14 protein-coding genes and 1 pseudogene are annotated in these 19,476 nt (G+C 71.1%); 7 read left to right on the forward strand and 8 right to left on the reverse strand.

Translation table 11 applies throughout. The features are described from left to right. Nucleotides 1-23 precede the first annotated feature (23 nt). Together O7623_RS01935 and O7623_RS01940 are read right to left on the reverse strand one after the other, a co-directional pair. Nucleotides 24-656: a hypothetical protein gene (locus O7623_RS01935; protein ID WP_282226844.1), complete on the reverse strand. Its 633-nt coding sequence runs from the start codon at nucleotides 654-656 to the stop codon at nucleotides 24-26. A 78-nt stretch (nucleotides 657-734) separates the two neighbouring features. Further along, the gene (locus O7623_RS01940; protein WP_282226845.1) at nucleotides 735-1,376 is read right to left on the reverse strand and encodes a hypothetical protein; all 642 of its coding nucleotides are present in this window, start codon (nucleotides 1,374-1,376) and stop codon (nucleotides 735-737) included. A gap of 601 nt (nucleotides 1,377-1,977) precedes the next feature. On the opposite strand from O7623_RS01940, the gene O7623_RS01945 reads away from it, so the two are divergent. The 6 genes from O7623_RS01945 to O7623_RS01970 all read left to right on the forward strand — a co-directional run bounded on the left by O7623_RS01945 (nucleotide 1,978) and on the right by O7623_RS01970 (nucleotide 8,984). Continuing rightward, nucleotides 1,978-2,946 carry a MurR/RpiR family transcriptional regulator gene (locus O7623_RS01945; protein ID WP_282226846.1) on the forward strand — a complete coding sequence of 323 codons (969 nt, stop codon included), beginning with the start codon at nucleotides 1,978-1,980 and terminating at the stop codon, nucleotides 2,944-2,946. Nucleotides 2,947-2,958: 12 nt separating this feature from the next. Next, entirely contained in the window at nucleotides 2,959-4,407 is a 1,449-nt protein-coding gene (ngcE, locus tag O7623_RS01950; protein WP_282226847.1) for an N-acetylglucosamine/diacetylchitobiose ABC transporter substrate-binding protein, read from the forward strand. Nucleotides 4,408-4,467: 60 nt separating this feature from the next. Continuing rightward, on the forward strand, nucleotides 4,468-5,409 hold the full coding sequence (locus O7623_RS01955) for a sugar ABC transporter permease (RefSeq protein WP_282226848.1): 942 nt from the start codon (nucleotides 4,468-4,470) through the stop codon (nucleotides 5,407-5,409). Between the two features lie 187 nt (nucleotides 5,410-5,596). Beyond that, nucleotides 5,597-6,400: a carbohydrate ABC transporter permease gene (locus O7623_RS01960; protein ID WP_282229287.1), complete on the forward strand. Its 804-nt coding sequence runs from the start codon at nucleotides 5,597-5,599 to the stop codon at nucleotides 6,398-6,400. A gap of 50 nt (nucleotides 6,401-6,450) precedes the next feature. Continuing rightward, nucleotides 6,451-8,205 carry a bifunctional 3'-5' exonuclease/DNA polymerase gene (locus O7623_RS01965; protein ID WP_282226849.1) on the forward strand — a complete coding sequence of 585 codons (1,755 nt, stop codon included), beginning with the start codon at nucleotides 6,451-6,453 and terminating at the stop codon, nucleotides 8,203-8,205. Between the two features lie 185 nt (nucleotides 8,206-8,390). Further along, nucleotides 8,391-8,984, forward strand: coding sequence for a nucleotidyltransferase family protein (locus O7623_RS01970; RefSeq protein WP_282226850.1), 594 nt, complete (start codon nucleotides 8,391-8,393; stop codon nucleotides 8,982-8,984). 92 nt (nucleotides 8,985-9,076) lie between these two features. On the opposite strand, the gene O7623_RS01975 is transcribed toward O7623_RS01970, so the two are convergent. The 5 genes and pseudogenes from O7623_RS01975 to O7623_RS01995 all read right to left on the reverse strand — a co-directional run bounded on the left by O7623_RS01975 (nucleotide 9,077) and on the right by O7623_RS01995 (nucleotide 15,333). Continuing rightward, complete coding sequence (locus O7623_RS01975) at nucleotides 9,077-9,883, reverse strand: metal-dependent hydrolase (protein WP_282226851.1); 807 nt, start codon at nucleotides 9,881-9,883, stop codon at nucleotides 9,077-9,079. Between the two features lie 126 nt (nucleotides 9,884-10,009). Next, nucleotides 10,010-10,777, reverse strand: a complete 768-nt coding sequence (locus O7623_RS01980; RefSeq protein ID WP_282226852.1) for a TIGR03089 family protein — start codon at nucleotides 10,775-10,777, stop codon at nucleotides 10,010-10,012. Nucleotides 10,778-10,913: 136 nt separating this feature from the next. Further along, a pseudogene (locus O7623_RS01985) lies at nucleotides 10,914-11,651 on the reverse strand (serine/threonine-protein kinase); the annotation flags it as partial. Between the two features lie 268 nt (nucleotides 11,652-11,919). Next, nucleotides 11,920-13,251, reverse strand: coding sequence for a glycosyltransferase family 4 protein (locus O7623_RS01990; protein ID WP_282226853.1), 1,332 nt, complete (start codon nucleotides 13,249-13,251; stop codon nucleotides 11,920-11,922). 150 nt (nucleotides 13,252-13,401) lie between these two features. Next, nucleotides 13,402-15,333: an amylo-alpha-1,6-glucosidase gene (locus O7623_RS01995; protein WP_282226854.1), complete on the reverse strand. Its 1,932-nt coding sequence runs from the start codon at nucleotides 15,331-15,333 to the stop codon at nucleotides 13,402-13,404. A 120-nt stretch (nucleotides 15,334-15,453) separates the two neighbouring features. Here O7623_RS01995 and O7623_RS02000 point away from each other — a divergent pair, with 120 nt between their 5' ends. Further along, complete coding sequence (locus O7623_RS02000) at nucleotides 15,454-18,129, forward strand: glucosidase (RefSeq protein ID WP_282226855.1); 2,676 nt, start codon at nucleotides 15,454-15,456, stop codon at nucleotides 18,127-18,129. Between the two features lie 61 nt (nucleotides 18,130-18,190). On the opposite strand, the gene O7623_RS02005 is transcribed toward O7623_RS02000, so the two are convergent. Further along, nucleotides 18,191-19,429 carry an FAD-dependent oxidoreductase gene (locus O7623_RS02005; RefSeq protein ID WP_282226856.1) on the reverse strand — a complete coding sequence of 413 codons (1,239 nt, stop codon included), beginning with the start codon at nucleotides 19,427-19,429 and terminating at the stop codon, nucleotides 18,191-18,193. Nucleotides 19,430-19,476 lie beyond the last annotated feature (47 nt).

Genomic DNA, 19,476 nt, shown 5'->3' on the forward strand with positions numbered 1-19,476 from the left:
CTTGCGCCGTGCGGCGGTACGGCTCAGCCGGGTGACTGGATCGGCGCGGGCATGTCCGCACCGGTGCCGGGGATGTCCTCGATCGTCTCGACGGTCCGGCCGGTGTCGCTGACCGCGCTGACCGTCCGTACGTCGGCGTTCGACGGCCACCAGGCGACGAACCATTCGCCGGAGCGTGAGGCGGTGACGCCACGCCCGTCGGTGGTCTCGACCCGCACGTCGGCGACATCCGGATGCGTCCGGCCGGCCAGCAGGCGGGCGTGCCCGGACCGTCCATTGATCTGCGGTACGGCGACCACGTCGAGCTGTTCACCGCGGGCGACCGGCGACAGGTCGCCGATGCCGGCGAGTGTTTCCTTGGGAAGGTTGACGCAGTATCCGTAGCTGTTGTCGTCGGCGAACACCACGGCGGTAGCTTCCCCTCGTTGTTCGACGATGACCCGTTCGGTGGGGATGCCGTACTCGTCGGCGCGGGGTATCTGGGCGAGTCGCTCGGTGCATTCGGTTTCGGCGGCGGACGCGATGGCACCGTCGGGCTGGGCCGGCTCAGCTGTCCACGACGCGAAAGTCGACTGGTCGGAGTTGCAGCCTGCCGCAGCACTCAGCAGGGCCGCCGCGCATGATATGACGGCGACGTTCTTGAATGTGTCGGGCACCGGTTCCTGCCTTCCAGTCGTTTGCGTCGCAGAGCGTGCAGGGAACCACACCATGGCGCAGAAGAATATCGTGTCCAGTCAGCTTGGGAAGCCTGTTCCGTCGATCCACCACACCCCGCCGGACGCTCCGAACCGCATCCTGTCCCAGACGGTGACATGCCACATGCAGCCGCCCTCCCAACCGAGGTACGCCACACAGGTGTTCCAGTCGACGCGCAGGTCGGCGACGTTGTAACCCACGCCGTAGGCCGGCTGCTTGCTGCAGTCGTAGTAGTGGTAGGACGGCCACCAGGACGCGCCCCAGCAGTCGCCGCCGGTGCGTGACGTGATCCAGCTGCCGTCCCCGCACCACGATTCGCTGCCGTAGACGGCGAGCGCGTCGTTGTCGAAGCCTCGGTGCCACTGGTATTCCCAGCAGGCGGCGGCGCCGACGTCGCCCTGTTGCAGGGACTGGCGACGTGGTGCGACCGGCTCGCTGAGCGTCCCGACCTGCGCCACGTCGACCGCGTCGACGGCGAATTCGCGCAGTGCGGCCGGCCGTCGATCCTTGAGGGCTGTCGCCTCCTCGGCGGTGACCGATCGGAGCAGGTGTCTGGTGCCGTCGGCTGTCGACCAGGTGACGGCCGGTTCGCCGGGTTCTGGTGCCTGGACGAACCAGACGCGATCACCGCTGTCGGCCGGGCCGGAATCGGCGTACGCCGGCTGAGCTGCGATGGTCACCCCGGTGATGACCGTGATCGTAGCGATTGCCAATAGCCTTCGTGACAGTTGCACGGAACCTCCAGTGGCGGAAGTGATCATTTGGGCACGGAGATTATGGTGCGGTGCGGCTCCCTGGCGCTTTTCTCGAAGCTATCAGTCCATCCGGTGGTGGGGCGCCGAACCCCGCTCCGGCCGCTACATTGTTCCAATGTGGCCAACTACAGAGAGTGGTCATGGGTGTGTGATCGATTTGACGGGGGCCACTCTGGTCAGTGCTGACGAGCATTGTGTCGTCGCATTTGGCGGCACACAGAGTGTGCGACTTTTGCGAGATCAGCTCACTCCTTTGTCTTCATACGGTGAATGGCCGGGCGCGGTGCTGGCGCTGCGGGTGGTCGTGCTGGTGACTGTGGTCGGCCGGGGGACGGCCGTCGACCGAGGGCGGTTCGGGGTGGTTCGGGGTGGTTCGGGGTGGAGCTGACTGGCTGTCGCTGGTCCGTGGTAGCGCTCCCGGCGGGTAACGGTTTGAAAACTTCGCCCACGGTCTTGACACGGAGGGGGTGTTAGTAAGAACTTTTACCACTAACAGTTAACAGTCTTTCCCGAAAGGTCGGTGCCGATGGCCGGGCACGAGGAGCAGAGCCTCGCGGGGACCGCGGTGGCCGACGCCCCCGGGCCGGCGGACTCGGTGCTGGCCCGCATCCGGCTCACCGACGTCACCGGCGCCCTGCGCCGGGTCGCCGACCAGGTGCTCGCCGACCCGGCCGGGGCCGCCCGCGCCACCATCGTCGAGCTGGCCGAACGCAGCGGTACGTCACCGGCGACGGTGACCCGCTTCTGCCGGGCACTCGGCTTCGACGGCTACGCTGACCTGCGGCTCGGCATCGCCGCCGAGACCGGCCGGGCCCGTGCCGCGGGCTGGACCGTGGACATCGGACGGGAGATCCAGCCGGGTGACCCGCTCGACCGGGTGCTCGGCCAGATCATGGCCGCCGACACCCAGGCGATGAACGACACCGCCGCCCTGCTGGATCTCGCCGAGGTCGAGAAGGCCGCCAACGCCGTCGCCGCCGCCAGTCGGGTCAACATCTTCGGTGCCAGCGGCAGCGCCCTGGTCGGCGAGGAGATGCAGTTCAGTCTGCACCGCATCGGCGTACCGGCCTGGGCCTGGACCGACCTGCACAACGGTCTGGCCAGCGCGGCGCTGATGCGCGACGGCGATGTGGCCCTGGGAATCTCGCACACCGGCCAGACCCGGGAAACCATCGAGATGGTCGCCGAGGCCGGCAGCCACGGCGCGACCACCGTCGCGTTGACCAGCTTTCCCCGCTCCACCCTGGCCGAGCTGGCCGACATCGTCCTGCTCACCGCCACCCAGGCGACGACCTTCCGGCCGGACGCGCTGTCCGCCCGGCACCCGCAACTCGTCGTGCTCGACCTGCTGTACGTCGCCGTCGCGCAACGGACCCACGACCGGGCGCACGCGGCGTTCCGTCGGACCGCCCGTGCCGTCGACGGTCACAAAGCTGTTGATGGCCATAAAGCCATGAACCCGATCATCCACCGCCCCGCCGAAACCCCCAGCTGAGGAGCGAAGATCATGTCCCTTTTCCCCGACTCCGCCCGGATCCCGTCCGCAGTCGCCGGTGCCTCGGTGCGCCGACGGACCCTGCTGCGCCGGGCCGCCGCCGCCGGCCTGCTCGCCGGCCCGGCCGCCGGTCTGCTCTCCGCCTGCGCCGGCAGTGACCCGGGCGCCGGCACGGAGACCGGCACCAAGAGCCCGGACAACCCGTTCGGCGTCGCCGACGGCAGCAGCGTCGACGTCGTCGTGTTCAACGGCGGACTCGGTGACGAGTACCCGGAGTTCGACAAGACGCTCTTCGTGGCCAAGCACGACAGCGTGACGGTCAACCTCAGCTCCACGCAGAAGATCAAGACCGAGCAGCAGCCGAAGTTCTCCACCACCCCGGCCGACCTGATCAACAACTCGGGTGCCGACCTGATGGCGATCGACACCCTGATCAACGAGGGTGCGCTGACCGAGCTGACCCCGCTGCTGGACGCGCCGAGCTGGGACGACCCGGACGTCAAGGTCCGCGACACGCTGCTGCCCGGCACCGTCGACGACGGTACGTTCGATGGCCAGTTCTTCCAGCTCAACTACGCGTACACGGTCTTCGGTCTCTGGATGGACCAGGCGTTGTTCGACCGTAACGGGTGGGCGGTGCCGACCAGCTTCGACGAGTTCTTCGCCCTCGCCCCGAAGATCAAGGCGGCCGGGGTGGCGCCGTTCGCGTTCGCCGGCAAGTACCCGTACTACATGCGGTGGCCGATCATGACCTGGATCTGGCTGGCCGGTGGCCGTCAGGCCGTCGTCGACATCGACAACCTGAAGGAAGGCGCGTGGCAGACCGACGCGGTCACCGCCGCGATGAGCGCCGTCGAGAAGATGGTCAAGGACGGCTACACGCTGACCGGCAGCGACACGCTGACCCACACCGAGTCGCAGCAGGCCTGGCTGGACGGCAAGGCGGCGTTCCTGCCCTGCGGCACCTGGCTGGAGAACGAGATGCGCTCCACCATCCCGACCGGGTTCCAGATGAAGATCGTCCCGGTGTGGAGCGTCGGCGCGAACGATGCGGCCCCGTACGGCACCGTGCAGGCCGGCTCCGGCGAAGGCTGGATCGTGCCGAAGAAGGCCGCCAACGCCCCCGGCGGGATGGAGTTCCTGCGGGCCATGCTCTCCAAGGAGGGTGCCAGCAAGTTCGCCGAGCTGACCAGCTCGCTCGCCTCGGTCAAGGGCTCCGGCGACAACGTCACCACCTCCACGGCGCTGACCTCGGCCAACGAGATGATGACCAACGCCCCCGGCGACCTGGTGTCGTTCCGGCACCCCGACTGGTACGCCGACATCGACAAGGTGGAGCAGAACGCCATCGGTGAGCTGATGGCCGGGCGGATGACCGCCGCGCAGTTCCAGGCGGCCCTGCAGGAGGCGTCCGACGCGGTCGCCGCCGACGACGCGGTCAACAAGTTCACCCGGTCCTGACCCGGCCCTGAACCCGGCACGGCGGCCCGGTACGTCGGCCCAGGAAGGAAGCGACAGGTCATGCGGCACGGGAAGGCCCGGTTCGTCACCGGGTTTCTGGCACTGCCGGTAGCGCTGTACGTGTTCTACGTCGTCTGGCCGTACGCGCAGGCGGTCGGCTACTCGATGACCAACTGGGGTGGCTACTCCGACACCCAGGAGTTCGTCGGGCTGGCCAACTACGTACGGCTCTTCGGCGACGAACTGATCCACAAGGCCTTCTGGCACAACGTGTTCTTCCTGGTCACCCTGCCGCTGTTCACCATCGCGCTGGCCCTGTTCCTGGCGTTTCTGCTCAACGTGGGCGGGCGGGGGGACAGGGCCGGCGTCCGGGGGGTACGCGGATCCGGCATCTACAAGATCATTTTCTTCTTCCCGCAGGTGCTCTCCCTGGTGCTGATCGCCATCATGTGGGGCGCCATCTACCGGGGCGACAGCCAGGGACTGCTCAACGGCATCCTGATCCGGATCGGGCTGGTCGACGCCGAGACGCCACTGAAGTTCGTCTCCGACCCGACACCGTTCCTCGGCGTACCGGCGGTGCTGTGGTGGCTGCTGCTGATCGCCGTCTGGGGCGGCGTCGGCTTCTACATGGTGCTCTTCTCCGCCGCCATGCAGTCCATCCCCAAGGACATCTTCGAAGCCGCGATGCTCGACGGCGCCAGCCGGGTCACCAGCTTCCTGCGGATCACCCTGCCGCTGCTGCGCGACAGCATCTCGGTGGCCTGGGTCTACCTCGGCTTCATCGCCTTGGACATGTACGCCCTGGTCTTCATGATGACCCCCAACCAGGGCGGCCCCGACCACGCCAGCGAGGTCTTCGCCTCGGTCATCAACTTCACCGCCTTCAACAAGGGCCAGTTCGGGTACGCCTGCGCCATCGGCGTCGCCCTGGCCATCTTCACGCTGCTGCTCGCCGCCGTGCAGCTACGCATCACCCGCCGCGAGCGGATCGAATACTAGGGAGGGCCGCGCGATGAGCACTGTCACCAATCCACCGACCGGCGCGGCCACCCCGCCACCGCCCACCGTCACCGGCGGCCGCCGTACCGACCGGGCCCGGCCGCCCCGGCCGCCCCGGCGGGCCGGCGCGGTCTCCGACAGCTTCTTCAACGGCTTCTCCCACCTGTTCCTGCTGGTGTGGGGCGCCATGGTGGTGCTGCCGCTGCTGTGGGTGGTGATGTCGTCGTTCAAGGACGACGCGCAGATCATCCGCGACCCGCTGTCGCTGATCCCGGACCAGCTGCACTGGGACAACTTCTCCCGCGCCTGGGTCGACGGCGGCATCGGCGACTTCTTCCTCAACACCGTCGTCATCGTCGGCGGCGGCGTCTTCCTGACCATGCTGCTCGGCTCGATGGCCGCCTACGTGCTGGCCCGCTACGAGTTCACCGGCAACCGGCTCATCTACTACATGTTCCTGTCCGGGCTGACCCTGCCGGTGTTCATGGCCGCCGTGCCGCTGTACAAGGGCGTCTACAACACCGGCGTCGTCCTGCCGCTGCTCGGCCCGAACAGCCACCTCATGCTGATCCTGGTCTACACCGCCTGGTCGCTGGCGTTCACCGTCTTCTTCATGCACTCGTTCTTCAAGACCCTGCCGGACACCGTCGCCGAAGCCGCGATGGTCGACGGAGCGTCGCACTCGACGCTGTTCTTCCGGGTCATGCTGCCGATGGCCCGACCGGGCCTGATCAGCATCGGCATCTTCAACGTCATCGGCCAGTGGAACCAGTGGTACCTGCCGTACCTGCTGATGCAGCCCAGCGGCGGCGAGGCCAAGAACCAGGTGATCGCGCAGGGCCTGATCGACCTGTCGGTCAACCAGGGCTACAAGTCCGACTGGTCCGGCCTGTTCGCCGGCGTCACCATGGCCATGCTGCCGGTGCTCATCGTCTACCTCGTCTTCCAACGGCAGGTGCAGGCCGGCCTCACCGGCAGCGTCTCGAAGTGATGCCGTAGCGACCGGCCACGAATGTCACCGGTGCCGGTCAGAATGACCAGGTGCTGGTGGCGGTGACGGCGGGACCTGGCGGCGGCGGAGCACTGCGCCCGCTGCGACCCGACGGGCAGCCGGCCGGCCCGGTCGAGCAACTGCCCGACCTGGCCGGCGGCGTCGCCACCCGGACCGGCACCACCGACGCTGCCGGTCCGGGCGGCGGCCCCGCCACCGACGCCGACGCCCAGCGGGGGCCCGGGGTCACCGGCGGGCCGCCCCGGTGGCTCTGGGCCGCGACCGGCGCGATCTACCCGGGCCTGCTGCGCGCCGGCGTACGGGTCGACCGTTGCCACGACGTCGAGTTGACCGAGGCGCTGCTGCTCGGCCACGCCGGCCGCTGGGGTGAGCCCCGGTCGCTCGCCGCCGCGTACGCCCGGCTCACCGGCGCGCCGGTGCCGCCCGACCCGCCGACGCACACCGCCGAACCACCCGGGCACGGCCAGCCGGCCCTCTTCGATGACCTGCCGGCGGCGGCGAGAGTCGCCGACCCGCTCGACGCGCTGTGCCGGGTCTACGCCGACCAGCAGCGCCGCGTCGCCGCCACCGAACGCCCCGACCGGTTCCGGCTGCTGGTCGCCGCCGAATCGGCCGGGGCGCTGGTCGCCGCCGAGATGGGCGCCACCGGGCTGCCCTGGCGGGCCGACCGGCACGACGCGCTGCTGACCGAGCTGCTCGGCCCGCCGTCGCCGGTCGGTGGGCAGCCCCGTCGGCTGGCCGAGCTGTCCGCGCGGATCGCCGCCGCGTTCGGCGTACGGCAGCTGCACGCCGACTCGCCGGCCGAGGTGCTGCGCGCCTTCGCCCGTGCCGGCATCAGCCTGCCCAACACCCGCGCCTGGGTGCTGCGCGGCGTCGACCATCCGGCCGTGCCACTGCTCATCCAGTACAAGGAACTGCACCGGATCTGGACCGCGCACGGCTGGGCGTGGCGCGACGCCTGGGTGCGCGACGGCCGGTTCCGCCCCGAGTACGTCCCCGGCGGGGTCGTCTCCGGCCGCTGGGCGACCCGGGGTGGGGGTGCGCTGCAGATCCCCAAGGTGGTCCGGCGGGCCGCCGTCGCCGACCCGGGCTGGACGTTCGTCGTCGCCGACGCGGCCCAGCTGGAGCCACGGGTGCTCGCCGCGATGTCCGGTGACCGCCGGCTGGCCACCGCCGCGGCCGCCGGTGACCTGTACGCCGCGTTGGCCCACGACGCGTTCGGCGGCGACCGGGACAAGGCCAAGGTGGCGCTGCTCGGCGCGATGTACGGCCAGACCGGTGGTGCCGCCGTGCCGGCGTTGGCGGTGCTGCGCCGCAACTATCCGGTCGCCTTCGAGTACGTGGAGGCCGCCGCCCGTACCGGTGAATCCGGCGGACTGGTCCGCTCCTGGCTGGGTCGGACCTGCCCGGCCGCCGGCACGGTCGGTCTGGCCGACCCCGGCGTGGGCGAGCCCGCCGGCGATCCGACGCCGGTCGAGCCGCCCGGTGCCGGCGCGCGGGCCCGTGGCCGGTTCACCCGCAACTTCGTCATCCAGGCCACCGCCGCCGAGTGGGCGCTGATCCTGCTCGCCACCGTCCGTCAGGCGCTCGCCGGCACCGCCGCCGAGCTGGTCTTCTTCCAGCACGACGAGGTGGTGGTGCACTGTCCGGCGGCGCAGGCCGACGACGTGGTCGCGACGCTCGAGCAGTGCGCGCGCCGGGCGACCGCGATGCTGTTCGGCGACACGCCGGTCCGGGTGCCGTTGGACGTGGCGGTCGTCGACTGCTACGCCGACGCGGCGTGATCATGTCAGCTGGTCGCGCGTGATCACGCCGGCGGGCGGCCGGCCGACACCTGATCGGGGACTGATCGTTGGGACCGTTGTGCGTTCCATCGAGCCGGTGGCGGCGAACCCGCCGTGACCGGTTCGCCCGGCACAGCCTGTCGGGCAGCGTTGCGGGGGTGGCTCAGCTGAGTCGGATCGCGGGGATGATCATTGCAGCCGGTGGCGGCCGGCGCATCGGAGGACCGGAGGCCCTGCTGTACCGGGGCGACCAGTTGCTGGTCGAACGGGCGCTGGGACTGGTCCGGGAGACCGGCTGCGACCCGGTCGTGGTGGTGCTCGGCGCCGCCGCTGAACAGGTGCGCGAGACCGCCGACCTGACCGGTGCCACCGTCGTGGTGAACCGGGCCTGGGGTACCGGCCTCGGGTCGTCGCTGCGGGTCGGTCTGGGCGCGCTCAGCGACGCCGACGTCGAGGCGGTCGTGGTGTTCCCGGTGAACATGCCGGGGATCACCGCCGACGCGCTGCGCCGGGTCGCCGCGTTGCCGTACCCGGAGACGCTGGTCTGCGCCACGTACGCGGGCACCCGCAGCTATCCGATGGTGTTCGGCCGCCGGCACTGGGCGGCGATCGCCACCCTGGCCAACGCCGACGGGGGTGCCCGGCCGTACCTGCTGGCGCACACCGGCGAGGTGATCGACATCTCCTGCGACGGGGTGGCCGAGGGCGGGCTGGTGGACACCCCCGAGTCGGTCGAGGAGTGGGGGCTGGCGGTACCGGTGCAGCGCACCCCGGCCTGAGGCGCGGCGCACCGGCCTGAGGCGCGGCGCACCGGCCTGAGGCGACCCGCCCACGCCCGGTCGGGACCTGGCCGCTGCCGGGTCGGAGCCGGTCAGCCGCCGGTGAAGCGTCGGGTGATGGTCGGGATGGCCAGGCCGACGATGGACAGCAGCGAGATGACGGTGAACGCGGTGCGCAGCACCACCACCTCGAACTTGCTGCCGGCCCGGATGGAGAAGCGGTCCGAGGGGCCGATCATCGTCCACATCCGTCGGCGGATCGGGATCGGCCAGAGGATCGGGACGCCGGCCCGGGTGACCAGGTCGCCGAGGATGTGCACGAAACAGCCCACGCCCATGGCGAAGCCGAGCATCGGGTAGCCGCGGTCACCGGGCAGGTGCAGATAGGTGAAGTACGCCGCGCCGGCCGACACCAGGGTCACGATGACCCAGCCGGCGCGCTTCGCCCACTCGTCGAACAGGCCGCGCAACGCCAGGCCGATCATGAAGAACAGGATGCCGATCACCGCCCACTTGCCGTACGCGGCGCAGAGCGCCGTGGTGCCCCAGCCGACCAGTACGGTGAACGGGATCGTGTGGGTCAGGGTGCGGTGGCCGTTGTTGCGGTGCGGGTCCTTGCTGAGTTTCGTCGCGTGGTAGACGCCGAGGGAGATCTTCTCGATGACCTCGGCGGCGAACAGCGACACCACCCCGAAGGTCCGGGCGACCGTCGCGCCACCCTGGTTGCGGGTGACCTTGCCGGACAGGTCCAGGTCCGGGAAGAGCGCGCCACCGGCGCAGACGGCGGTGCCGACCGCGATCATCAGCGGCGACTGCTCGTAGCCGGCGAACTGGTCGAGCGCCCAGGAACCGGCGAGCCACACGGTGGCACCGGACAGCGCGTGGGACGGACCCATCATGGCAGAGCATCCTCCAAGGTCATCTTCTCGGCGGAGGTCACTCTGTCATGCGCGCGGGTGGTGGTGTGCACCGCACCCACCACTTAGGGCCGGCCGACGGCCGGTGAGAGTCCACAGTGGGCCAGGTCAGAGCACCCGGGTGACACCCTCGGTGCCGACGCGCACGTCGAGCAGATCCGGGTCCATGTTGACGCACAACACCACCGAGGCGCCGACCGCGAGCGGCGCGAGCAGCCAGAACAGCGGGTGCTCGTGCTGGTCGGCATCGACGAGCACCCGGTCACCCGCAGTGATGTCCTGCTGCTCGGCGATCCCCAACGCGACCGTACGCCACTGTGCGTAGCTGGTCCCGTCGACACTCGCCGGGTCACCGGGGCTGATCAGCGCGTACTGCGGGGCCAGCCCGGCGTACCGGGCCGCCTCGGCGAGGAAGTCCCGGTAGCCCTCCGGCGGCGGGGCACCCGGTGTGGCCCGGGCACCGACGTCGAGCACGAACCGGTGCCGGGCGTCGGGCACGTCCTCCAACCAGTCGTCGACCCGGCCGCGCGCGGCGAACACCGCGTCCAGCGGCTCGTCCGCGCCCGGCTCCAGTACCGGCAACCCGGCGGTCGCGGCCAGCCGGATCGACACCGACACCCCGATCGACCAGGCACCGAGCAGCACAGCGGCGCTCTGCCAGTGCGGTGGCAGCAGCATCGCCGCGCGGTCGCCGGCACCGAGGCGGCACCCGTCACGCAGCAGCGCCGCCGTCCGGGCCGCCCACGCCCCGAGCGCCGTCGCCGACAACTCGGCGCGCTCCCCGGTCGCGTCGTCGTAGCACGTCAGCAGCGGTGCGCCGGCGTCAGCTGGCAGCCGGCGCCGGCCCGGGGCACTGGCGAGAACGGATGCGTCCATCACAGACTCCACGGTCGGTGCGGGCTGGTCGCTGCCGACCCTACCGGGTGGACGTGCCAGGCACCCGCAACCGTGAGGCTACGTGGCGCAGTCGCGGCCAGGTCGGCGTCACCGACCGCTGCGGTACGCCGACGACCCGACGCAACAGCCGGTCGGCCTCGTCGGCGTCGATCCGTCGACGTGGGTCCCGACGCAGCAGCCCGGCCAGCACCGGGCGCAGCGGCCCGGCCCGGGGCGCCGGGTCGGGCGGGGCGGTGGCCAGCGCCGTCAGGGTCGCCATCGGAGTGGACCGGGCGTACGGGGCGTGGCCCTGCACGGCGGCGTACAGCGTCGCGCCGAGCGACCACAGGTCGGCGGCCACGCTCGACACCCCGTCGCGGGCCCGCTCCGGGGCGATGTACTGCGGTGAGCCGAGCACCAGCCCGGTACGGGTGAGCGATCCTTCGTCGTCGAGGGTGGCCAGTCCGAAGTCGGTCAGCACCACCCGGCCGTCCTCGCCGATCAGCACGTTGTGCGGCTTGACGTCGCGGTGCAGCACGCCGCAGGCGTGGGCGGCCCGCAGCGCGGCCAGCACCCGCCGGCCGATCGCCGCCACCCGTACCGGGGGCAGCGGGCCGTCCTCGGCGACGACCTGGTGCAGCGAACGCGACCGGACGTACTCCATCACGATCAGCGGGCTGGCACCGACGTTGCGGACGTCGTAGATGCGGACCACGTGCGGGTGGTTGAGCCGGGCGGCGCTACGGGCCTCGCGCAGCGTACGGTGGCGCAGCGCGTCTTGTTCGGCGTCGGTGAACCCGGTCGGCGGGTGCAGCTCCTTGACCGCGACGTCGCGGTGCAGGGCCTCGTCGCGGGCCAGCCAGACGCGACCCATCCCGCCACTACCGATCGGTCGGACCAGCCGGTAGCGGCCCGCGATCAGGTCCGGTCGCACGATCCGGTCTCCTAACGTCAACCCGCGACTACAAAAAGTAGTCGCGGGTGTGGCGTTGCTGTATCAGCTGGAAACCCGGCGAACTTCCACCGTTTCGCTCCGGCGGAATACCGTTTCGCTCATCCGACCAGCCGGTTCGCGCGGACCAGCGAGCTGATCGCGCGAACCGGCCGCCCGGCGGCTGTGCGCTGCCCGGCGGCAGTGCGCGCTACGACGCCGCGCCGGCGGCGGCGAGCAGGTTCCCCTCCGGCACGACGACCTTCCGGGCGCCCCCGGCCAGCTGGGCGGCGGCCCGCCGGGTGTTGAAGCCCGGCGCCTCCCGGACCGCCGTGGCGTACGTGGCGGCGGTCTGCGCGGCGATCGTCGACCAGCCGTACTTCCTGGTCACCTGCTCACGGGCGGACCGGGCCACCCGCCGGGCGAAGATCTCGTCGGACAGCAGCGCGTGCACCGCCTGAGCCAACCCGTGGGTGTCCTGCGGCCGGAACGTCGTACCGGTCACACCCGGCTCGACGATCTCCGCCAGGCCGCCGGTGGCCGACACCGCCAGCGGCGCACCGGCCGACGCCGCCTCCAACGCCACCATGCCGAACGGCTCGTACAGACTCGGCACGACCGTCGCGTCGGTGGCCCCCAGCAGCGCGGGCAGCTGCGACTCGGTCATGAAGCCGGCGAAGTCGATCAGGTCGGCGACGCCGAGCCGCTCGGCCTGCGCCTGCAGCTCACCCCGGTACGGGCCGTCACCGGCGATCACCACCCGCATCCCGGGGTGGCGTTGGCGCAGCCACGGCAGGGCGGCGATCAGATGCTGGACACCCTTTTCGTAGACCAGCCGGCCGGCGAACCCGACCAGCGGACCGTCCGCCGCGTACCGCTGGCGGGCCGCCGCGACCGCCCGCGCCGACGAACGCCACACCCGGTCGTTGACCCCGTTGGCGATCACGTCCACCCGCGACGCCGGCAGCTCCAGCAGGTGGCTGACCTCCCACCGCATGTACTCCGAGCAGGCGATCACCCGGCACGACTCGTGGCCCAGCCAGTGTTCGATGGAGTGGATGGACTTGTTCATCTCGTCGGGGAGCCAGCCCTGGTGGCGGCCGGCTTCGGTGGCGTGGATGGTGGCGACGAGGGGGATGTCGAGGTGTTCTTTGAGGGTGATGGCGGTGTGGGTGACGAGCCAGTCGTGGGCGTGGATGACGTCGTATTCGGCGGACTGGGTGGCGCGTAGGGCGGCGCGGGTGAGGGTGTGGTTGAAGGCCATGGTCCAGGCGAGGAGGCTGGGGGTGGCCAGGGGGAACAGGGGTGGGTCTTCGGCGGCGCGGATGATGCGGACGCCGTCGGCGTATTCCTCCAGGGGTGCGCCGGGGGCGTGGCGGGTGACGACGGTGACCTCGTGGCCGGCGTTGGCCAGGGCGACGGAGAGGGCGTGGACGTGTCGGCCGAGCCCGCCGACCAGTACCGGCGGGTACTCCCAGGACAGCATCAACACCCGCTGCGACCGTGGTGCACGGATGTCGATCACGTCGGCGGTAGGTGACATCGACAGACCCCCCTCAATATGGTCGGTGCCGGGCATGCGTGATCAAACACCATTAACGGGTGCTCACGCATCTTTGGGTTGCCGACAATCCTGCCGGCATCGGGATAACCAGGGAAGACATTCGCGTTGCGCTGATGTAACGGCAGCGGATCAGTCGGGTCGGACCCGCAGGAGTTCGGCCACCGACCACGCCTGGAACGGGCAACCCGTCGCGCCGTGCGGCGGATCCCCGTCAGCCGTTTCGCTGACCGAGCCCAGCCCGTACTCGCTCAGGTGCGCGGTCAGCCCGGTGAACACGTCGGAAACGTCCAGCCCCGCCCGGCGGGCCGCCGACACGTACGGACCGATCAGCCACGGCCAGACCGTCCCCTGGTGGTAGGCGCCGTCGCGGCGGGCCGGCCCACCCCGGTGCGCACCGAGATAGCCGGCCGAGTCCGGGGCCAGGCTGCGCAACCCCAGCGGCGTCAGCAGCGCCGCGCCGATCGCCCGCAGCGCCGCCGGGTCCGGCTCCAACGGGGCGTACGGCAGCGACCAGGCGAGCAGCTGGTTGGGGCGCAACGCGTCGTCGTCGGCGTGCGGATCCCCACCCAGTGGATACTGCGCCGGAGTGTCCAGCACGTCGTAGAGCCACCCCGACGGGGCCGGATACCGGGACCGGAACGACTCGTACGCCTTCGGGTGGACGGTCGCCGCCGCCCCCGGGTCGCCCTCCACCAGCTGCGCCAGCTCCGCCACGACGGCCAGCCCGTTGACCCACAACGCGTTGACCTCGACCGGTTTGCCCTCGCGGGAGGTGATCGGCACCCCGTACACCCGGGCGTCCATCCAGGTCAACGCCTCACCGGCCGCACCGCCGGTGAGCAGCCCGTCGGAGGAGTCGACCCGGATGCCGTACCGGGTGCCGCGCAGGTGCGCCGCCACCACCTCGCGCAGCGCCGGCAGCAGCTCGGCGGCCAGGTCCAGGTCACTGGTCGCGGCGACGTGCCGGTCCACCGCGTGCAGGAACCACAGCGTCCCGTCGACGGTGTTGTACTCCACGTGCCCGGTGTCGGCGGTGTTCGCCAGCATCCCCTCCGACAGCGTCGCGGCGTAGCCGCGCAGCAGCTCACGGCCCTCGTCGGCGCGTCCGGTGGCCAGGAACAGCCCTTCGTAGGAGGTCATCGTGTCCCGCGACCAGGTGCCGAACCACGGGTAACCGGCGACCACGTCCGGCCCGGTCGACGTGCGGACGATGAAGGCGTCGGCGGCCAACGCCAGCGTGGCGTCCACCGCGTCGGCCGGCTTCGCCGCCGCCACCACCGCCCGGTGGCGGACCCGGGCGGCCTCGACGATCACCGCCGCCGGCTCCGGCCGCCGGTCCAGGTGCTCGGCCCAGGCGGTCACCTCCGCGGTGTCACCAGGGGAGTCCAGCGTGGCGGTGAAGGTGCCCGCGTACCACAGGTCCTCCTCGGCCAGCAGCCCGCGCGCCGCCTCCTCGCGGTGATGGACCCCGTCCCACCAGTTGCCCGCCGGCACCCAGTCCGGGCCGTGCAGCCGGAACGCCCCCTCGACGACCACCCCACCGTCGACGTTGTCCATCTTCGGTGGGGGAGCGTCGCCGTGCCGCTCGCCGTGCGCGTCCCGCCAGGTGGTCACCGCAGACAGGGTCAACGTCACCGGGCCGCCGCTGACCAGCCGGTGGGTCACCGCCACACACGGCGAGCCGTGCGTCATCGCGACCTCACGCTCGATCACCACGTCGCCGACCCGCCACCGCCAGCGCGGCACCCCGTCGGTCAGGTCGAACCGCTCCAACAAGGTGTGACCGGGCGGGTCCACCACGCCGGAGGCCCACTCGTGCACCCCGAGCCGGACCTGCGCCCCGGACGGCAGCGTCACCGCCGGATCCAGGCTGACCAGCCCCACCCGCCGGGCCGCCGGCGTCGCCCCGGCCACCACCAGCAGACCGTGGTACCGCCGGGTCCGCAGCCCGTTGACGGTACCCATCGCATAGCCGCCACGACCGTCGGTGACCAGCCACTCGCGGGCGGCCCCGGCGGTCAGATCGCCGCAGACCTGCGGTCCGAAGCTGATGTCGAGCAATGTTCCTCCAGGGCAGATCAACCGACGGACGGGGCAGTGGTGTCGGGCACCGACGCTGGTGTGCCGACAAGGTGACGGTCCGACAAGTGCCGGAAACACGTCCCAGGAAGAATGACCCTCATGGTCAACTCCAGGCGGACGTATCGTGATCCGGAGCGCACCCGATTGGCGGAAGCCGACGCGGGCGAGCAGCCGTGGCGGGCGTGGGGACCCTACGTGTCAGAACGGGCATGGGGCACGGTGCGGGAGGACTACAGCGAGCACGGTACGGCGTGGGACTACTTTCCGCATGATCATGCACGATCGCGGGCGTACCGCTGGAACGAGGATGGCATGGCCGGCGTCTGCGACGACCGGCAGACCTTCTGCTTCGGGCTGGCCCTGTGGAACGGGCAGGACCCGATCCTCAAGGAACGCATGTTCGGACTCGGCGGCGACGGTGGCAACCACGGGGAGGACGCCAAGGACTACTGGTGGTACGAGGACTCCACCCCGACCCACTCCTGGATGCGCTGGCGTTACCACTATCCGCAGGCCGCCTTCCCCTACGATGACCTCGTCGCGGTCAACGGTATGCGCGGCCGCGACGAGACCGAGTATGAACTGGTCGACACCGGCGTGTTCGACGACGACCGGTACTGGGCGGTAACCGTCGACTACGCCAAGGCCGGACCGACCGACCTGTGCATCGAGATCACCGTGGCCAACCGGGGCGACACCGACGCCCGCCTGCACGTACTGCCCAGTCTGTGGTTCCGCAACACCTGGGCGTGGGGGCTGCCCGGCCGCGACCAGATCCCGGTGCTCACCGGCGAACGCAACCGGCTCGTCGGCCACCACTGGGTACTCGGGCAGTTGGTGCTGCAGGGCGACGGCAACCCCACCCCGCTGCTGTGCGACAACGACAGCAACGCCGAGCGGCTCTGGGGACTGCCGTCACGCACCCCGTACCCCAAGGACGGCATCAACGACCACGTCGTCGACGGCGCCGACACCGTCAACCCCGACCGGACCGGGACCAAGGGCGCGCTGCACTACGTCCTCGACGTACCGGCCGGCGGCGAGGACCGGATCCGGCTGCGGCTGACCTTGACCGCGCCCCCACCGGGCAACACCCCGCCGCCCCGGCTCAACCTCGGCGCCGGCCACGCCGCCGTCCTGGCCGCCCGGCAGGCCGAAGCCGACCGTTACTACGACACCGTCATCCCGGCCGCCGCCACCGACGACGAACGCCTCGTCGCCCGCCGGGCCTTCGCCGGAGTGCTCTGGGGCAAGCAGTTCTACCACTTCGACGTCGCCCAGTGGCTCGCCGGCGACCCGGCCAGCCCGCCGCCGCCGGAAGGCCGCGCCCACGGGCGCAACGCCGCCTGGTGGCACATGAACAGCTTCGACGTCATCTCCATGCCGGACCCCTGGGAATACCCCTGGTACGCCGCCTGGGACCTGGCGTTCCACTGCTCCACCCTGGCCCGGGTCGACCCCCAGTTCGCCAAGGACCAGCTGCTGTTGCTGCTGCGCGAGTGGTACATGCACCCCAACGGGCAGATCCCCGCGTACGAGTGGGCGTTCGCCGACGTGAACCCGCCGGTACACGCCTGGGCCGCGCTGCGGGTGTTCGAGATCGACGGCCGGCGTGACTTCGAGTTCCTTGCCCGGATCATGCACAAGCTGCTGCTCAACTTCACCTGGTGGGTCAACCGCAAGGACATCAACGGCAACAACGTCTTCGAGGGCGGCTTCCTCGGGCTGGACAACGTCGGCCCGTTCGACCGCTCCGCCGCCCTGCCGGTCGCCGGCGTCCTGGAGCAGTCCGACGGCACCGGGTGGATGGCCACGTACGCGCTGAACATGCTCGACATGGCGTTGACCCTGGCCGTGCACGACCACACCTACACCGACATCGCCACGAAGTTCCTGGAACACTTCGCCTACATCGCGGCCGCCGCCTACGACCAGGGGCTGTGGGACGAGGAGGACTCGTTCTTCTACGACCAGCTGCGGCTGCCCGACGGTGACACCCTGCCGCTGAAGGTCCGGTCCGTGGTCGGCCTGCTGCCGTTGGCCGCCACCACCACCCTGCATTCGGGCACCATCGCCCGGCTGCCCGAGCTGGGCGCCCGGCTGCGCTGGTTCCTGACCAACAAGCCGGAGTACGCCGACGTGATCGGTGCCCGCCGGCTGGCCGGCGACGGTCGGCAGCACCGGCTGCTGTCGATGGTCGGCCCGGACCAGATCGTGCGGATCCTCGCCCCGATGCTCGACGAGGAGGAGTTCCTCTCCCCGTACGGGCTGCGCACCCTGTCGCGGCGGCACCTCGACGAGCCGTTCACCGTCTCCCTCGGCGGGCAGGACTTCACCGTCGGCTACGAGCCGGCCGAGTCGGCCAGTGGCCTGTTCGGCGGCAACTCCAACTGGCGTGGCCCGATCTGGATGCCGACCAACTACCTGCTGGTCTGCGCGCTGCGCGACTTCGCCACCTTCTTCGGCGACGACCTGCTGATCGAGTACCCGACCCGGTCGGGCACCAAGCGCACCCTCAACGCCATCGCCGACGACCTGTCGCACCGGCTGATCTCGCTGTTCCTGCGCGACGGGTACGGCCGGCGGCCGATCTACGGGGCGGCGGAGAAGTTCCAGCAGCACCCCGACTGGCGGGACCTGATCGCCTTCCCGGAGTACTTCCACGGCGACAACGGCGCCGGGCTGGGTGCCTGGCACCAGACCGGCTGGACGGCGCTGGTCGCCGACCTGATCCTGACCGTGCGCGCCGACCGACCCGACGGTCCACCCGACTGATGCCCGACCATTGATCGGCGTCGGGCGTCCGCTGCCGGCCGGCGCAGGCGGGGGCGACGGGTCAGGCGGACGCGGCCGGGCGGCGGGCGAAGGCCGGCGCGTGCTCAGGGCGCGGCCCGATGCCGATCAGGTAGGCCGGCAGCAGGGTCACCTGTGGCAGCCGGCGGGCCAGCGCGAGCACCGGTGCCGGTGGACCGGCCCGCCGACCGGCCAGGATCGGCTCCACCAGGTTGCGGTGCATCGCCCGCTGCACCGACTGGACGGCGGCCGTCGGCAGGGCCCGGCGGGCCCGGACCCGGTCCAGCTCGGCCGGGCTGACCCGCCCTTGGCGCAGCGGCCCGGCCAGGCGGGTCGCTGCGGCGACCGCGTCGGCGACGGCCAGGTTGATCCCGACCCCGCCGACCGGGCTCATCGCGTGCGCCGCGTCGCCGATGCAGAGCAACCCGTCGAGGTGCCAGCGGCGCAGCCGGTTCACCCGTACGTCGAGGTGCTTGACGTCGTCCATGCCGGTCAGGGCGTCGACCCGGTCGGCGAGCCAGGGAGCGATCGCCGCCACGTCGCGCCGGAACGCCTCGACACCCCTGGCCCGTAGCTGTGCGTCGACGCCCTTGCGGCCGACGTACGCGATCTGCAGATGGCTGGTGCGGGCAATCACCACCAGGAACGCGCCCCGGCCGGCGGCCGGCAGCAGCCCCGGCAGCTGCTCGCCGTCGTACCGGGGCAGCCGGAACCACCAGGCGTCGATCGGCACCGGAAACTCCCGTGGCCGCAGGCCCGCCGCCTGTCGGACCGTCGACCACCGCCCGTCGCAGGCCACCGTCAACGCCGCGTGGATCTCGTCGATGCTGCCGTCGGCGGTCCGCACCCGCACCCCGGTGATCCGGTCGCCGTCGCGCAGCAGCCCGGTGACCTCGGTGCGCATCCGGATCGTGAAGGTCGGCTCCTCGGTGGCGGCCTCGGTGAGCAGGTTGAGCAGGTCCCACTGCGGCACCATCGCGATGTACGGGTGCGGGGTCCGCAGCCGACGCAGGTCGCCGACGACGACCTGTCCACCGTCGCCGGTCGGGAAGGCGACCTGCTCGATCCGGCTCTGCGGCAGGGCGGCGAAGCGGGCGCCCAGGCCGAGCTCGTCGAGCAGCCGCATCGTGGCCGGGTGCACGGTGTCGCCCCGGAAGTCGCGGAGGAAGTCGGCGTGCTTCTCGCAGACGACGACCCGCACCCCGGCGCGGGCCAGCAGCAGGCCGAGCATCACCCCGGCCGGCCCGCCCCCGGCGATCACACAGTCGACGGTTCGCGTCATCACTACCTCCATCGATTTCATCGGACGTTGAATTCGACGATAGCGCG

It is taken from the genome of Solwaraspora sp. WMMD791 (assembly GCF_029581195.1).
Lineage (GTDB): Bacteria > Actinomycetota > Actinomycetes > Mycobacteriales > Micromonosporaceae > Micromonospora_E.